This is a genomic window from Delftia sp. CH05, from assembly GCF_009827015.1.
GTDB lineage: Bacteria > Pseudomonadota > Gammaproteobacteria > Burkholderiales > Burkholderiaceae_C > Comamonas > Comamonas tsuruhatensis.
Window position 1 is genome coordinate 19,577 of record NZ_WUMG01000043.1, and the last position, 14,803, is coordinate 34,379.

Consider the following 14,803-nt stretch of genomic DNA (forward strand, 5'->3'; position numbering starts at 1 on the left):
TCAGGGTTGAATCGAAAAGGGTGGCGAGGGGGCGCGTTCAGGGCAGCGCCAGGGCGGCGGGATCAGGGCCGCCGGCGGGCCAGTAGAAGCTGTCCGGCTGGGCGCGGGCGCCGAAGATGGCCTGGCCCACGCGCACCACGGTGGCGCCTTCCTCGATGGCGATCTCGAAGTCGCCGGACATGCCCATGGACAGCTCCTCCAGCGAGATGCCCGCCGGCGCGCCCTGGCGCAGCTGGTCGCGCAGGCTGCGCAGCAGCACGAAGCACTGGCGCACGCGCTCGGCCTCGCTGGAGAACAGGGCCAGCGTCATCAGGCCGCGCACGCGCAGCGCACTGAAGGCGGGCAGGGCCTGGAGGAATCCCTGCACCTCGTCGGGCGGCAGGCCGTACTTGCTGGCCTCGCCCGAGGTGTTGACCTGCACGAACACGTCCAGCGCCCGGCCTTCGGCCTGCAGGCGGCGGTCCAGCGCCTCGGCCACGCGCAGGTTGTCCAGCGCCTGGAACTCGCTGGCAAAGCGTGCCACGAGCTTTGCCTTGTTGGTCTGCAGGTGGCCGATGACGGACCACTGCAGATCGGCCAGGTCCTGCATGGCCTCCCATTTGCCGAAGGCTTCCTGCACCTTGTTCTCGCCCAGCATGCGGCAGCCCGCCGCGTGGGCCAGGCGCAGGCTGGATTCGGGCTTGGTCTTGCTCACGGGCAGCAGGCGCACGCTGGCCGGGTCGCGCCCTGCGCGGCGGCACGCAGCGGCCATGCGCGCCTGCACGGTAGCCAGGTTGTGCCGGAAATCGTCCACCGTCTCGGCCTGGGGGTAGCGGCCGTGCTGGTCGTGGCGGGTCAGGGTGTCGGCGGCTTGGGCGGTGCCGCCGGTGGTGTCTTGTGTCGCAAGCATGGTTTCAGCTCCTTTTGATGGCGGCATCGGCGGCGGGCACGTTGCCGGTGCCCGCCTCGCTGCGTGCGGTCCGGCGCGGCCACTGGCCGTTGAGCACGGCATGGGCCACCAGGCCGATGACCAGGCCCCAGAAGGCGCCGCCTATGCCCAGCATGGAAATGTTGGCGGCGGCGGCCAGGAAGGTGATCAGCGAGGCCTCGCGGGTTTTGGCGTCGGCCAGCGCATTGGCCAGGCTACCGCCGATGGTGCCCAGCAGCGCCAGGCCCGCCAGCGTGGTGATGAAGGTGGCCGGGAACGCCATGAACACGGCCGCCAGCGTGACGCCGAACACACCCACCAGGATGTAGAACACGCCCGCTGCGATGCCCGCGATCCAGCGCCTGGACGGCTCTTCATGCGCCTCCTTGCCCGTGCAGATGGCGGCCGTGATGGCGGCGATGTTGAAGGCGTGCGAGCCGAACGGCGCCATCAGCAGCGAGCCCAGGCCCGTCAGCGTGACGATGGGGTTGGCGCTGGTCCTGAAGCCGTCGTTGCGCAGCACCAGCATGCCGGGCATGTACTGGCCGGTCAGCGTGATCAGGAACAGCGGCAGGGCCACGCTGAGCAGGGCGTTGAGCGTGAACTCGGGCCGCGTGAACACGGGCGCCGCGAATTGCAGCTGCAGCCCGGACAGGTCCACACGGTCCTGCGCCAGCAGGAACGCCAGGCCCAGCGCCAGGATGCCGACCACCGCATAGCGCGCCGTGAGCCGCTTGAGCAGAACGTAGGCCACGATCAGCAGGCCGGCCAGCACCGGGTCCACGCTCATGCCGCCAAAGGCCTTGATGCCGAACTGCAGCAGGATGCCCGCCAGCAGGCCCGAGGCCACGCCGGGCGGAATCAGCCGGATCACGCGCTCGAACCAGCCCGACAGTCCCAGCACCACGAAGGCCGCGGCCGACACCACATAGGCGCCCACGGCCTCGGCATACGGCGTGGTGGCCAGGGCCGTCACCAGGAAGGCGGCGGCCGGCGTGGACCAGGCCGTGATGATGGGCTCGCGCGAGAGCCAGCTGAGCACCAGCCCGGTGACGCCCACGCCAATCGAAATAGACCACACCCACGAAGCCGTGAGTTCCGGGCTCAGGCCGGCCACCTTGGCGGCCTGGAACACCAGGATGAAGGTGCCGCCGTAGTTGACGATGACCGAGATCAGCCCGGCCACCACGGGGTGGATGAGGTCGCTGAAGCGAAGGGGTGAGTGTGTGTCTGATGAAGGCATGGTCTTCTCGTTTTCCTTGGGGGTTGGATTCCTGGCTGTCTGGGGAAAGGGGTATTTGAGCGCCGAAGTGGACTGAATGATCCATACACTTCGCTTTCTTGTTGCAGACCACTTTGCAATGGGCGCGCAGCATTTGCATCAGTACAATGGCCTGCCCAAGAGGTGCAATGAGATGAAAGGCGGCAGACCGTATGAGCAAGACCTTCGAGCTTGAGACCCTGAAGATCCGCATGGGAGATGCCGACCTGCGCCAGCTGGACCTGCACCAGCGGGTGCAGCGCGCCATGCGTGCGCTGATCCTGGATGGGGCGCTGCTGCCGGGCCTGAAGCTGCCGGCCACGCGCTCGCTGGCCGACTCGCTGGGCATTGCCCGCGACACGGTGGAGAACGCCTACACCCAGCTGCACCGAGACGGCTTCATCGTGCGGCGCCAGGGATCGGGCAGCTATGTCTCCGAGACCATCGGCACCGAGCTGCGGGGCCGGGCGGCGCGCCGCGGCCGCTTGCCCGAGCACGAGCGCAGCGCCCATGCGGCCGGTGCGGCCGGTGCTGTCGGTGCCATAAGGGCCGGTGCCGGCCTGAGCCGGCGCGGCCAGGCCATCGTCGATGGCGGCGGCATCGCCGACCAGCAGACCATTCGGGCCTTTGCCACCGGCCTGCCCGAGACGCGCACTTTTCCCACCGATGTCTGGGAGCGGCTGCAGCGGCAGGCGCTCAAGGACTACCGGGCCAGCGTCCTGCTGCACGGCGACCCGCAGGGCGCCGAGCCGCTGCGCAAAGCCATTGCCACCTACCTCAATCTGGAGCGCGGCGCCAAGGTGGACGCCGGGCAGATCGTGGTGCTCAGCAGCACGCGGCAGGCGCTGTTCCTGTGCGCGCAGCTGCTGGTGGATGCGGGCCGGCCCATCCTGCTGGAGAATCCGGGCTACTTCGGCGCCCGCAAGGCCTTCGAGTCGGCCGAGGCCAAGGTCCTGCCCATCGACGTGGACGCGCAAGGCATTCGCACCGACCTGCTGCATGCCGACCGCAGCGGCGCCACCTGCGTCTATGTCACGCCATCGCACCAGTACCCCACGGGCGTCACCATGCAGCTGGAGCGGCGGCTGGACCTGATCCGCTGGGCATTCGAGCGCGAGCGCTGGATCATCGAGGACGACTACGACAGCGAATTCCACTACGACGGCATGCCCACCGCCTGCGTGCAAGGCCTGGACAAGCACGCGCGCACCATCTACATCGGCACCTTCGGCAAGACCCTGTACCCGGGCCTGCGCATGGGCTACATGGCCTTGCCGCAGGAGCTGGTGCGCGCCTTTGTCCAGGCGCGCAGCATCATGGACGGGCACACGCCCCAGATCCAGCAGCTGACGCTGGCGCGCTTCATGGAGGACGGCCACTACAACTCCCACGTGCGGGCCATGCGCAAGCTGTATGCGGGGCGGCGCGAGGTCATCCTCGAATCCATAGGCAGGCACCTGGCCGGCATCGTCACCGCGCCACGGCCCCAGGGCGGCATGCAGGTGCCTTGTCTGCTGGAGCCCGGCTGGTCCGAGGAAGACACCATCCGCCGCGCCGCCGCGGCCGGCGTGCTGCTGCAGGGGCTCAGCCGCCTGTACGCGGGCGAGCAGCGGCAGGCGGGCTGGCTGCTGGGCTATGCCTCGCTCACGGCCTACGAGATCGAGGCCGCCGTGCTGCGCCTGGCCAACGCGCTGCGAAAACCCTGACAGGTTGGGAGACGCCGGACGCTGCATGCCTCAGTAGGGCAGGGGAAAGCGCGCGGTCAGGTCGGACACGCCTTCGTGGATGGACTTGAGCGTGCGCGCGTTCATGGTGCCGCTGCGTATGCCGCCCAGCGTGGCAAGAATCATGTCGCCGATCTCGCGGAACTCGTCGGCGCCCATGCCGCGCGTGGTGCAGGCCGCGCTGCCCACGCGGATGCCCGAGGTCACCAGTGGCCGCGCGCCATCGCCGGGCACGGCGTTCTTGTTGACCGTGATGCCGATCTGCTCCAGCGCCGTTTCGGCGGCCTTGCCCGTCAGCTCCCAGGGGCGCAGGTCGATCACGCCCAGATGGCAGTCCGTGCCTGCGGACACCACGGACAGCCCGCCCTGCGACAGCCGGTCGCACAGCACGCGGGCGTTGTCCACCACGGCCCGCGCATAGGTACGGAAGGCGGGCTTGAGCGCCTCGCCCAGCGCCACCGCCTTGGCCGCCACCACATGCATCAGCGGCCCGGACTGCAGGCCCGGAAACACGGCGGCGTCTACGCGCCTGGCGATCTCGGCGTCGGCCGAGAGGATCATGCCGCCGCGCGGCCCGCGCAGCGTCTTGTGCGTGGTGGTCGTGGTCACATGGGCGTGCTCCACGGGCGAGGGGAACACGCCCGCGGCCACCAGCCCCGCCACGTGCGCGATGTCGGCCATGAAGATGGCGCCCACCCGGTCGGCAATGCGCCGGAACTCGGCCCAGTCCATCTGCCGTGAATAGGCCGAGCCTCCGGCAATGATGAGCCTGGGCCGCTCCTTCAGCGCAATGCGCCGCACCTGGTCCATGTCGATGAGTTGGGAGCGGGCGTCCACCTCGTAGCTGATGGACTGGAACCACTTGCCCGACACGCTCACGCTGGAGCCGTGCGTCAGGTGCCCGCCCGAGCGCAGGTCCAGCCCCATGATCTTGTCGCCGGGCTCCAGGAACGCCAGGTACACGCCCTGGTTGGCCTGGCTGCCCGAGTGCGGCTGCACGTTGGCGTGCGCGCAGCCGAACAGCGCCTTGGCACGCGCAATGGCCAGGTTCTCCACGGCATCGGCATTGGCGCAGCCGCCGTAGTAGCGCACGCCCGGATAGCCCTCGGCGTATTTGTTGGTCAGCACCGAGCCCTGCGCCTCCATCACCGCGCGGCTCACGAAGTTTTCAGAGGCAATCAATTCAATCGAACGCGCCTGCCGTGTCCGCTCGGCCGCTATGGCGTCCCAGGCCTCGCTGTCCGCGTGTTGGAGTTCCAGGGAATTGATTCTGGGGAGCGATAAATCGTCCATGTCGCATTGGCTGTCTTGGAGGCGCTGAAGCACGGGAATCGGCAGCGCCCGGGTTATGGAAGGATTTGGAAACCAGGGCGCATCGGTAATGGGCAGTCTACAAAGTGCAGCTGCCTTGATTCCGACCATGTTTGAGCGGGTGAGCAGACCAATTAAGGTGGCATGCCAATGTAAACCGTTGAAAAAAGCGGTCTGGTTCATTGGCGAAAATAGGTCTGTTTGAATCCACGCTCTCTCCATAGAATTCGCCGCCAGACGTTGAAAGTCATGAGATCCAATACCGCCAGGAATCATCCGCAATCTGCAGTCGGGGAGATTGATTCAAGGTGGAATATGACAGAGCGAAGAAATCCATGACAACGTATCTGCCATCTGCAGCGTCAATTGCAGTGCCATTTGCGGCGCCATTGGTGATTGCGGCAGATGGAGAAAGCGGGGGGAGGGAATAGGCGATTTGACTCAGATCAATCAAGTTCAATCACACGGAGTTGAAAAATGAATCTCGATATCTCTCGGACAGATGACGCCGTGCGCGATGCGCTCAAAAAGCTGTCCCTGCTCTGGAAGTCAAGAGCGGCCGTGAATCAGGACCTGCCTGATTACTGCGGCTTGGCGTTCGACCCCGCGCGGCAGGACTTCACCGCCTCGCTGCTGCCGTTTCGCGATCACCAGGCATGGGTGGAGGCGCCACAGCACCTGCGCGACCAATGCCTGTCCTACGCCTGGGGCATCTACAACCTCAAGACCATCTACATCGAGTGCAACGTGGTCACGCCGGCCTGCGAGGACATCATCAAGACCCCGCCGCCCAGCGCCAACCGGGCGCTGCTGCAGGACGTCATGTCCCAGGCCCTGCTGGACGAGGCCCTGCACACCCGCATGTCCATCATGGCCTGCAACTACATCTACGAGATGCGCGGCCTGGCGCCGCTGGACTACGCGGACTTCAACCTCGTCGGCTGGCGCAACGGCGTGCTGGCGCAGTGCGGCGCGGAATGGGAGCGCCGCCTGGCCCGCTTCGCCATTGCCTGCGCCAGCGAGACCCTGATCACCGACTACCTCAAGACCATGGCCGAGGACCGCAGCATCCAGCCCATCTGCCACGAGGTCACGCGCACCCACGCCGTGGACGAATGGAGCCACTCCAGCGTCTTCAGCTCGGTGGCCACCGACATCGTCCAGGGCCTGAGCAACCGTGAGCGCAGCTACCTGCGCTCCATCATCCTCAAGACCGTGCAGATGTTCGCCAACAACGAACTGGGCGCCTGGTCCACCGTCTTCACCATGGTCGGCATGCCGCATGCGCGCGACATCCTGCACGACGTGGGCGACAGCAACGAGATCGGCGTCTACACCGACTCGGTGCAAAGCCTGATCGACCGCATCGGCCTGGCGGGCCGCAACCTGGGCGGCAGCGTGGCGCTGGTGTCGTCGGTCCTCGAGGAGATGCAGGCATGAGCGCCGCCCTCCAGGCAGGCAGCATGCTCGCGCGCTGCGCCGCTGCACGGGCAGAGGCGGGCGGCGTCATGGTCTACACCCTGCGCGTGCAGGGCGCTTCGGCGCAATTCCTCGGCGGCCTGCGGCCCGGCCGGCATGTGGCCATCGAGCATGCCGACGCCAGTGGCACCATGCAGCAGCGGCTGTACTCCATCACCCGCTACGAGCCCTGCAGCGAGCACGACGGCGCCGGCCAGTTCGACATTGCCGTCAAAAGCTCGGGCCGGGGCAGCGTCTCCGACCACATGCATGCGGTGCTGCGCGCAGGCTCCACGCTGCCGCTGGGCGGCGTGGCCGGCGACATCACGGCCGACCTGGTGCTGGGCCTGGACTGCCTGGTCATGCTGGCCGGCGGCATCGGCCTGACCCTGCCGCTGGCGCTGCTGCGCGAACTGGACCGGCTGCGCCAGCAGGGCCGGCGCGTGCCCCGCACCACGCTGCTGCTGTGCTTTGCGCGCATGGCCGACATTCCGTTCCTGCAGGAGCTGCAGCAGCTGTGCGAAACGGCCCCCTGGTTCGACCTGCGTATCCACATCACGCGTGAAGACACTGCCGCCCACGGACCCTTCGCGCCGGGCCGCCCCTCGCAGCAGTCCCTGCTGGCGCTGGGCCAGCCCCAGGCCGTCGTCATCTGTGGCGGCCATGCCTTTGCGCAGACCTTTCGCGAGCATGCGCGGGCCTGCTTTCCCGGTGCCATACAGCATATCGAGGCCTTCACGCCGCCTGCCGCATCCACCGCCCAGCCAGGCGAGACCGCGCAGGCATGCCAGCTGCAGATCGCGCACAGCGGGCAGATCGTCGAAGCCGCGTCCGGCAAAAGCCTGCTGGAGATCCTGGAAGGCGTGGGCATTGCCATCCGCAGCCAGTGCCGGGCCGGCATCTGCGGCAGCTGCCGCATCCGCATCACGGGAGGCAGTTCACGGCTGGAGGCGGACTTTTGCCTCAGCGACAGGGAAAAGGAAGCCGGCTATGCCTTGGCCTGCTGCACCTTCCCCTCGGCGGGCCATATCCACGTCGATCTCAAACCCGGCGCCTGACGGGCTCCGCACGTTCCAAGCCACCCTCCTGTATCCACCTGAGTTCCTCCCATGAAAAAAGCCATCGCGCTGCGCCACATCCACTTCGAAGACCTGGGCACCCTGCATGCCGAGTTCGCCAGCCGCGGCTACGAAGTGCAGTACGTCGATCCCAGCATCGGCGAGCTTGACACCCTGGACCTGGGCCGTGCCGACCTGCTCGTCGTGCTGGGCGGCCCCATAGGTGCCTATGACGAGGCGCTTTATCCCTTCGTCGCCCAGGAGCTGGCGGCCGTGCGCCGCTGGCTGGACAGCGGCAAGCCGCTGCTGGGCATCTGCCTGGGCGCGCAGCTCATTGCGCGCGCGCTGGGCGCCAGGGTCTACCCGCTGGGCGTCAAGGAAATCGGCTTCTCGCCGCTCACGCTCACCGACGCCGGCCTGGCCTCGCCCCTGTCCAGGCTGGACGGCGTGCCCGTGCTCCATTGGCATGGCGACCAGTTCGACATTCCCGAAGGCGCCGTGCACCTGGCCGGCACCGCCATCGGCGCCAACCAGGCCTTCGCAGTCGGCCCGCAGTTGCTGGGCCTGCAATTCCATCTGGAGGCCGACGCGGCCCGGCTGGAGCGCTGGCTGGTCGGCCATGCCTGCGAACTGGGCGTCGCCCAGGTGGACCCGCGCACGCTGCGTGCCGATGCCCAGAAATACGGCGGCCTGCTGACCCTGGCCGCGCGCGATGTGCTGGCCGCCTGGCTGACCAACCTGGAGCGCAGCCGCTGAATCTGCGGCGCCGCCCATTCACCCATTTCCCCCACGCCGGAGCCGCCGCTGCGCGGCGCCGGAATCTCTGTTCCCGAAAAAAGGAGAGTTGAAGATGGTTGTCGTACTGTTCGAACTGCAGGCCTTGCCCGGCCAGAACCAGACCTATGTGGACCTGGTCAACAAGCTCACCCCCATGCTCAAGCCCATGGAGGGGTTCATCTCCGTGGAATGCTTCCAGAGCACGCTCAACCCCGAGAAAGTCATGTCCGTCACCACCTGGCGCGACGAGGAAGCCGTCGTCCAGTGGCGTAACGTGGAAGCCCACCTCAGCGCCCAGCGCGCCGGCCGCGACAAGATCTTCAAGGACTACCGCGTGCGCGTCACCCAGGTGCTGCGCGACTACGGCCTGAATGACCGCGCGCAGGCGCCCGCGGACAGCATCATGGGCAAGGCAGGCAGCTGCCCCGTCAGCCACGCCTGAGGGCTGGCGGTGCCGCAAAGGCCCGGCTGGTCCCCCATGCCGGAGCGCGATGCACGCCATCGAAAGATGCCGGCAGTGACTACGCTGCCGGCGCCAGGCCGGAAAAAAAGCCCGCTGAATGCTCAGAGGGCTTTTTTTCGGACGGCACAGATTCCTTCGCATCGGAACTCCACCGCACCGCACGGCATCCTGCGTGCCGCCGTGTGCAGCGCCTTCAGTTGCGAGCTGCCGCTGCCGCCATTTCTGCGAGGAACGGGCCTTGGGCCGCCTCGGGTTTGCGTTCGATGAGGAAGTCGTCGCGATCCTGGTCCTTGATCCAGTTCGGAGGCTTGCCGCGACCTGTCCACGTTGCTCCTGTAGACGGATCGCGATACTTCGCCGGTGCGCTGGTTTTTGCTGGGATGTAGGGGAACACTTGCTGCTGGGTGAACCCGAAATCGGTCACCAGCTTCTGGACCTTGGACAGGGCTGCGTCGGCCGCCGAGGTGCGGGCCTTGGCAATTTCCATATCCAGCGCGGCCTTGGCCGCAAGGAGTTCTTTGAGGGACTGTGTCATAGGGGGTGCGAAATTTTTGAAGCCAGATTATGGGGCTGTTCGGGCGAGACATGCCTGTCTGCAGGGTCATGCCGGGCGACAAAAGGCAGGCGAGGAAGGCATGGGGCACTGCTGCCGTCATGTGGAAGCTGCGCCAGGCATGAAAAGGACGGCCCTATCCTCGGTGGCTCGCGCCCGCACCACCCGGCACGGCACGGCCGCAGCGATCACGCCAGATGGAATATCCCGCGTTGTACCGGCCTGGCAAGGCAGCCCTAAGCTTCCAAGCTGCGGACGAATTCACTCCCCGCTTCGACTCCTAGAAGCGAGTCCACGGCCGCCACCCGCTTCAGCGCTTCGTCGGCGCTGAAGCCATTTCCCTCCAGCACGGCCAATGCATCGTTGTGCAGGGCATAGGCCAGGTGCGCTGCGATCCGTACGCTCGGATCAGCATCCACGTTGCTCCCCAGATATCCGCTCAGGAGAAGACGGATCTCGTATATGGCTTTCGCCAGGATTTTTGACTCATTGGTGCGCATGGGATGGTCCTGCCATGAATACTGGCGACTGTGTGCCGGAACCGTGAATGTAAGTACTTGGGCCATCTACGGCCCGGCGTGATGGCGGGCACCAAGGCAAATCGCGCCGTACTTTGCGACACAATCCGCCTCTTGAATACCTCTGAAGGAGACGGCCTGTGCCAGCGCCCCGCCATTGGATCGAATTCGTTGAGGACTGGCGTGCCGAACCCATGGCCTACTGGGTGCATGTCGAGCAAGAGGTTGGGCTCTGGTGCCGCGCCAGCCGTTACCTGCCCTCGGCACCTGCTCACATTCCCCACAAGGGCTTTGCCGTTCTCTGTGTGGAGTTCGGGACGCATGTACTGCGTTTTTCCTCTGCGGCTCAGCTCGATGAGTGCATTCGTGTACTTTCCATGAAACCCTTGCCCACATCGCGCCAGTTGTCCAACCTGCGCGTCACGTCGCTGGGGCCAAACGGGCATTGGTTGAGCCGGCTGCCGGTGGCGATCAAATCCGGAAAGGCAAGAGGGCGGGTGGTGATGGGGCTTGAACAGACGCGGGCAGCGATAGTAGGCAAGTCCGATGGATGGACGTGCCAGAACTCGGCTGAGCGGACCAATGCCCTGGCGAGCTGACAGCATCATTACAACTGGCACAGACTGCACCGCAGCAGCGGCCAAGTCGCTCCGTGTCTAGGATCAAATCTCCAAACAATCGCTTGACGGTTCACAGCTAGTCCGGCCGAGTGGCGAAAGCTCGGCACTCCCATCACCAACACCCAGGAGCTTCAATGATCATCACCACCACCCCCCAGATCGAAGGCCGCCGCATCACCCGCTACTGCGGCGTGGTCGCGGGCGAGGCGATTTTGGGCGCCAATGTGTTCAAGGACTTGTTTGCCGGGCTGCGCGACATCGTGGGCGGGCGGTCAGCCACCTATGAGCGCGAGCTGCAGCGGGCGCGCGAGATTGCGCTCAAGGAGCTGGAGGAACGCGCCCAGGAACTGGGCGCGAATGCCGTGGTGGGGGTGGACCTGGATTACGAAGTGCTGGGCCAGGGCAGCGGCATGTTGATGGTGTCTGCCAGCGGCACGGCCGTGGTGCTGGAGTAGGCAGGGCCATCGGCCAAGCGGGCCAAGCGGGCCAAGCAGACCAGCGAAGTCAACGCGGCGCCGTGTTCGGCAACTGCAGGCAGCGGGCCAGCGCCCGCGCCGCCTCGCCCAGGCGCGGGCCGGGGCGGGAGACCACGTCCGTCTCGACCAGGTCCAGCGCGCAGATGCGGCCGGAGCGCACGGCGGGCATGCGGCTCCAGCCGGGGCGGGTGGCAAAGCTGGCCGATGGCGTCTGCGGCGTGTGGATGATGAGTTCCGGCTGCTGGCGCAGCACGTATTCGGGCGTGATGCGGGGGAAGGGACCCAGGTTGGGCGGCAGCACATTGCGCGCGCCCAGGCGCTGCAGCAGCTGGCCTATGAAGGAGTCCGGCCCTGCCGCATAAGGCGTGGCGTCCACCTCGAAATACACCTTCTGCCCGGCGGGCGTGAGCGCCGCCAGCGCCTTAGCCTGCTGGTCCACCTCGGCCTGCATGCGCGCCAGCAGGGCGTTGGCGCGCTGCACCTGCAGCAGCTGGTCGAGCTTGTGCAGTACCTGCTCCAACTGCGCCATGTCGTTGGCGTCCAGTGCCAGCACGGGAATGCCGAAGCGCTCCAGCTGTGCGATGACGGGTGCGGAATACGCCATCAGCACCACGTCGGGCCTGAGCCGCACGGTGGCCTCGACCAGCGGGGCAAAAGTGTGGCCCAGCTTGGGCAGGGCGGCCACGCGCGCCGGGTGGTTGGAGAACTCGTCCACGCCCACGATGCGCTCGCAGGCGTCCAGCGCGCACAGCGATTCGGTCAGCGAGGGCAGCAGCGAGACGATGCGCTGCGGCACGCGCGCCAGGCGCACCTGGCGCCCGCGCATGTCGGTGACGGTGTACGGCGTGCCTGTGCTCGCGCCTGTGCTGCCTTGGTTCGCATCCACCGCCTTTTGCGCGACGGCGCCGCCCGCGCAGGCCAGGGCGGCGATCAGCAGCAGAAGGCGGGGCAGGCGCACAAGCAGGTGCATGGCGGTCAGGGCAGGGGAGTCCAGCGCACGCTGACGAACACGGTGCGGCCTGCGTTCGCATAGCCGCGCGTGGGGGCGTAGTCGCGGTCGGCGATGTTGTTGACACGGGCCAGCAGCGTCCATTGCCTGGTCAGCTGGCGCTGGGCGTAGAGGTTGACCACGCCGTAGCCGCCCAGCTTGAAGGTGTTGGCCTCGTCGGCATAGCGGCCGCTGTACAGCTGCGCTTCGCCGCCCAGCGTCCAGCCGGCCGCCTGGGTGTCGGCGTTGAGCTTGAGCATGCGCTTGGAGCGGTAGGGCAGCAGCTTGCCGGTCTCCAGGTTCTCGGGGTTCATGAAGTCCAGCGAGGCGCCCAGGTTGGCGCTGCCCAGGCGCGTGCTGCCCGCCAGCGTCAGGCCGGTGATCTCCACGCTTTGCCAGTTGCGGTAGCAGTTGCAGGGAACGGCGCTGTTCCAGTCGTAGGTGATGAGGTTCTTGAACTTGTTGCGGTAGACCACGGCCGAGAGGCGGTTGGCACCGGCCGCATAGTGCAGGCCCGTTTCCACGTTGGTGCTGCTTTCGGGCTTGAGGTCGGCCGCCGCCTGGCCCGTGAAGCGCTCGTACAGCGTGGGCGTTCTGAAGGCCGTGCCGGCCGATGCCACCCAGCGCCAGCGCTCGTCGATCTGCAGGCCGTAGCCCAGGCCGCCCGTGGTCTTGTTCTGCTGGTCGCGCACCTGGTCGTGGCGCAGGTTGGCGTCGAACTGGTGGCGGCCCTCGGTCAGGCGCCAGCCGGCCGACAGGGAGTTCTGCACGCGCCGGCTGTCGGTGTTCTGCGTCCAGGCGTATTGGGTGTCCAGCTTGTCCTCGCGGCGCTCCAGGTCGATGTTGAAACGGTGCTGGCCCAGCGTGAACAGGTTCTGTAGCAGGTAGTTGGTGGAGCGGCCCTTGGCGCTTTCGGGCGACTGGGTGTGGCGGTCGCTTTGGCTGTCGGTATGGGAGATCTGGACCACGCTTTTGTACATGGCGTTCCAGCCGGCCTGCCAGCGCAAGCTGCCGGTGGTGTTCTTGACCACGTCGTAGTCGTCGAACGGCGGCGGGCTCTGGTCGTAGTGGGTGCGCAGGCGGCTGTGCAGCAGGCTGGCGTCGATCTGGTGGATGCCCGTTTTGTAGCCCGCGTTCAGGCCCAGCGAGGTGTTGCTGTAGCCATCCTTGTCCGGGTTGGGCGAGAAGGTGTTGCCGGGGTAGACGTCGAAGCCGTCGCTGCGCTCGTCCGCCAGGTTCAGGCCATAGGTGAAGCCGTTGGCTCCGCCCTGGAATCCTGTGGCCAGCTTGCTGGTGCCCTGGTTGCCTATGCCCGCCTCGGCATAGGCGCGGGTCTGGCCGTCCGCCCGCTTGGTGAAGATCTGGATCACGCCGCCCATGGCGTCTGAGCCATAGATGGCGGCGGCCGGGCCGCGCAGCACTTCGATGCGCTCGATCTGCGCCAGCGGCAGGGTGGACCAGACCGCGCCGCCCTGCAGCTCCTGCGAGCTGTAGCGCACGCCGTCGATGAACACGGCAGTGTGCTGGTTGCTGGTGCCGCGCAGGTAGACCGAGGTGACCTGGCCCGGCCCGCCATTGCGGTTGATCTGCACGCCCGGCACCTGCACCAGCAGGTCGGCCACGCCGGTGGCGCCGCTGCGGGCAATGGTCTCGGCGTCGATCACGGTCATGTCGGCCGTGACGGTGCGCAAGGACTGCTCGCTGCGCGAGGCGGTGACGACCACGGTATCGAGCTGGGAGGCCTGTGCGCGCTGCGCCTGTTGTGCCTGTTGTACCTGTGCTTGGGCCTGGCAGGCCAGCAGCGAGGCCGCAGCCAGGGCGGACAACGTGCGCAGTACGGGGAACGCCGAGGGCGAGCGAAGAGCGGCGCCAGGGGCGCGCGCGAGGGCGAGGGTGTGCATGGATGCGAGCCAGTTGCGCGCCAGCGACCCCGCCGGCACGGAAACCACAAAGACCGGCTGCGCTGCATGCGCGGCCGGCCGCCTGTTGGCCGGTATCCAGACTGGTGACGCACTCGCCAAGGCCTTCCCGGGCTGTACGCCCAGTGGCACGGGTTTGGCGGGGGCCGGTGCCATGCACGCGGCGTTTCACTCACTGTTGCGGGGGCAGTACATGCGGGCGGCTTTATCTGGCCGCCCCATGTTTCCCGTTTAACCGCAGCCCCTGGGGCTGCTGGCACCAACGGCGGCGATTGTACGGCGGGGCGTTCAGTGCCGATGTAAAGCTTGCTTGACATGCCCGCGGGTGGCATCGCACAATGTCAAGCATCCTTTACACATTGCGAGAGACTTCCATGAATCAAACAACGGTCACCAACCGCCGCTACCAGAAGGAGCTGGGATTTGCGCTGCTGCTCTACATGGCGCTGCTTGTCGGGGCGCTTTTGCTCAGCGCCGACATGCAGGCCGGGGCCCTGCGCACGGCCCTGCTGCTCAGCCCCATGCTGGCGTTTGCGCTGGCCGTGCGGGCCATCGTACGCTTGGTGCGCGATACCGACGAGTTCCTGCGCAAGTCCATGCTGGAGCAACTGGCGATTGCGGCGGCGGGCACGGCGGGCCTCACCTTCACCTACGGATTCCTGGAAATGGCAGGGTTTCCCAAGCTCAGCATGTTCATGGTGTGGCCCTTGATGGGTGCGCTCTGGGTGGCTGCCTCGGTGGCCCACTGGCTGCGCAGCCGATGAGCCGCG

The 14,803-nt window shown here is 66.9% G+C and carries 15 protein-coding genes and 1 riboswitch; of the genes, 8 read left to right on the forward strand and 7 right to left on the reverse strand.

The genetic code is table 11. The annotated features are described in order from the left end of the window. Positions 1-37: 37 nt before the first annotated feature. Together GRX31_RS24315 and GRX31_RS24320 are read right to left on the reverse strand one after the other, a co-directional pair. Entirely contained in the window at positions 38-889 is an 852-nt protein-coding gene (locus GRX31_RS24315) for a YggS family pyridoxal phosphate-dependent enzyme (protein ID WP_160855280.1), read from the reverse strand. Positions 890-893: 4 nt separating this feature from the next. Beyond that, positions 894-2,150, reverse strand: a complete 1,257-nt coding sequence (locus tag GRX31_RS24320; protein WP_016446019.1) for a benzoate/H(+) symporter BenE family transporter — start codon at positions 2,148-2,150, stop codon at positions 894-896. Positions 2,151-2,341: 191 nt separating this feature from the next. Here GRX31_RS24320 and pdxR point away from each other — a divergent pair, with 191 nt between their 5' ends. After that, a complete protein-coding gene (gene pdxR, locus GRX31_RS24325) occupies positions 2,342-3,874 on the forward strand; it encodes a MocR-like pyridoxine biosynthesis transcription factor PdxR (protein WP_160855282.1) in 1,533 nt (510 codons plus the stop codon). Between the two features lie 30 nt (positions 3,875-3,904). Here the strand turns inward: pdxR and GRX31_RS24330 are convergent, their stop codons facing one another. Next, complete coding sequence (locus GRX31_RS24330; RefSeq protein ID WP_160855284.1) at positions 3,905-5,314, reverse strand: serine hydroxymethyltransferase; 1,410 nt, start codon at positions 5,312-5,314, stop codon at positions 3,905-3,907. A 366-nt stretch (positions 5,315-5,680) separates the two neighbouring features. On the opposite strand from GRX31_RS24330, the gene GRX31_RS24335 reads away from it, so the two are divergent. From GRX31_RS24335 to GRX31_RS24350, 4 genes are all read left to right on the forward strand, one after another. Further along, on the forward strand, positions 5,681-6,643 hold the full coding sequence (locus GRX31_RS24335) for an AurF N-oxygenase family protein (RefSeq protein ID WP_012205541.1): 963 nt from the start codon (positions 5,681-5,683) through the stop codon (positions 6,641-6,643). Next, positions 6,640-7,719, forward strand: coding sequence for a 2Fe-2S iron-sulfur cluster-binding protein (locus GRX31_RS24340; RefSeq protein ID WP_160855286.1), 1,080 nt, complete (start codon positions 6,640-6,642; stop codon positions 7,717-7,719). The genes GRX31_RS24335 and GRX31_RS24340 overlap by 4 nt, the downstream gene beginning before the upstream one ends. A 51-nt stretch (positions 7,720-7,770) precedes the next feature. Further along, on the forward strand, positions 7,771-8,475 hold the full coding sequence (locus GRX31_RS24345; protein WP_160855288.1) for a glutamine amidotransferase: 705 nt from the start codon (positions 7,771-7,773) through the stop codon (positions 8,473-8,475). A gap of 94 nt (positions 8,476-8,569) precedes the next feature. After that, positions 8,570-8,938: an antibiotic biosynthesis monooxygenase family protein gene (locus tag GRX31_RS24350; protein ID WP_012205544.1), complete on the forward strand. Its 369-nt coding sequence runs from the start codon at positions 8,570-8,572 to the stop codon at positions 8,936-8,938. A gap of 214 nt (positions 8,939-9,152) precedes the next feature. On the opposite strand, the gene GRX31_RS24355 is transcribed toward GRX31_RS24350, so the two are convergent. Together GRX31_RS24355 and GRX31_RS24360 are read right to left on the reverse strand one after the other, a co-directional pair. Further along, positions 9,153-9,494, reverse strand: a complete 342-nt coding sequence (locus GRX31_RS24355; RefSeq protein ID WP_016446025.1) for an H-NS histone family protein — start codon at positions 9,492-9,494, stop codon at positions 9,153-9,155. A 254-nt stretch (positions 9,495-9,748) separates the two neighbouring features. Then, positions 9,749-10,012, reverse strand: a complete 264-nt coding sequence (locus tag GRX31_RS24360; RefSeq protein ID WP_034367556.1) for a hypothetical protein — start codon at positions 10,010-10,012, stop codon at positions 9,749-9,751. A gap of 158 nt (positions 10,013-10,170) precedes the next feature. Here GRX31_RS24360 and GRX31_RS24365 point away from each other — a divergent pair, with 158 nt between their 5' ends. Both GRX31_RS24365 and GRX31_RS24370 read left to right on the forward strand, forming a co-directional pair. Further along, entirely contained in the window at positions 10,171-10,629 is a 459-nt protein-coding gene (locus tag GRX31_RS24365; RefSeq protein WP_154834340.1) for a hypothetical protein, read from the forward strand. Between the two features lie 155 nt (positions 10,630-10,784). Then, positions 10,785-11,105 carry a heavy metal-binding domain-containing protein gene (locus GRX31_RS24370; RefSeq protein WP_160855290.1) on the forward strand — a complete coding sequence of 107 codons (321 nt, stop codon included), beginning with the start codon at positions 10,785-10,787 and terminating at the stop codon, positions 11,103-11,105. Positions 11,106-11,154: 49 nt separating this feature from the next. Here the strand turns inward: GRX31_RS24370 and GRX31_RS24375 are convergent, their stop codons facing one another. Both GRX31_RS24375 and GRX31_RS24380 read right to left on the reverse strand, forming a co-directional pair. Further along, positions 11,155-12,096, reverse strand: a complete 942-nt coding sequence (locus tag GRX31_RS24375; protein ID WP_160855292.1) for an ABC transporter substrate-binding protein — start codon at positions 12,094-12,096, stop codon at positions 11,155-11,157. Between the two features lie 5 nt (positions 12,097-12,101). Continuing rightward, positions 12,102-14,015 (reverse strand): TonB-dependent receptor domain-containing protein, encoded by a 1,914-nt coding sequence (locus GRX31_RS24380; protein ID WP_160855294.1) that lies wholly within the window; start codon positions 14,013-14,015, stop codon positions 12,102-12,104. Positions 14,016-14,085: 70 nt separating this feature from the next. Further along, positions 14,086-14,311, reverse strand: a riboswitch (cobalamin riboswitch). A 96-nt stretch (positions 14,312-14,407) separates the two neighbouring features. Here GRX31_RS24380 and GRX31_RS24385 point away from each other — a divergent pair. After that, entirely contained in the window at positions 14,408-14,797 is a 390-nt protein-coding gene (locus GRX31_RS24385; protein WP_017406629.1) for a hypothetical protein, read from the forward strand. The last annotated feature ends 6 nt before the right edge of the window (positions 14,798-14,803 follow it).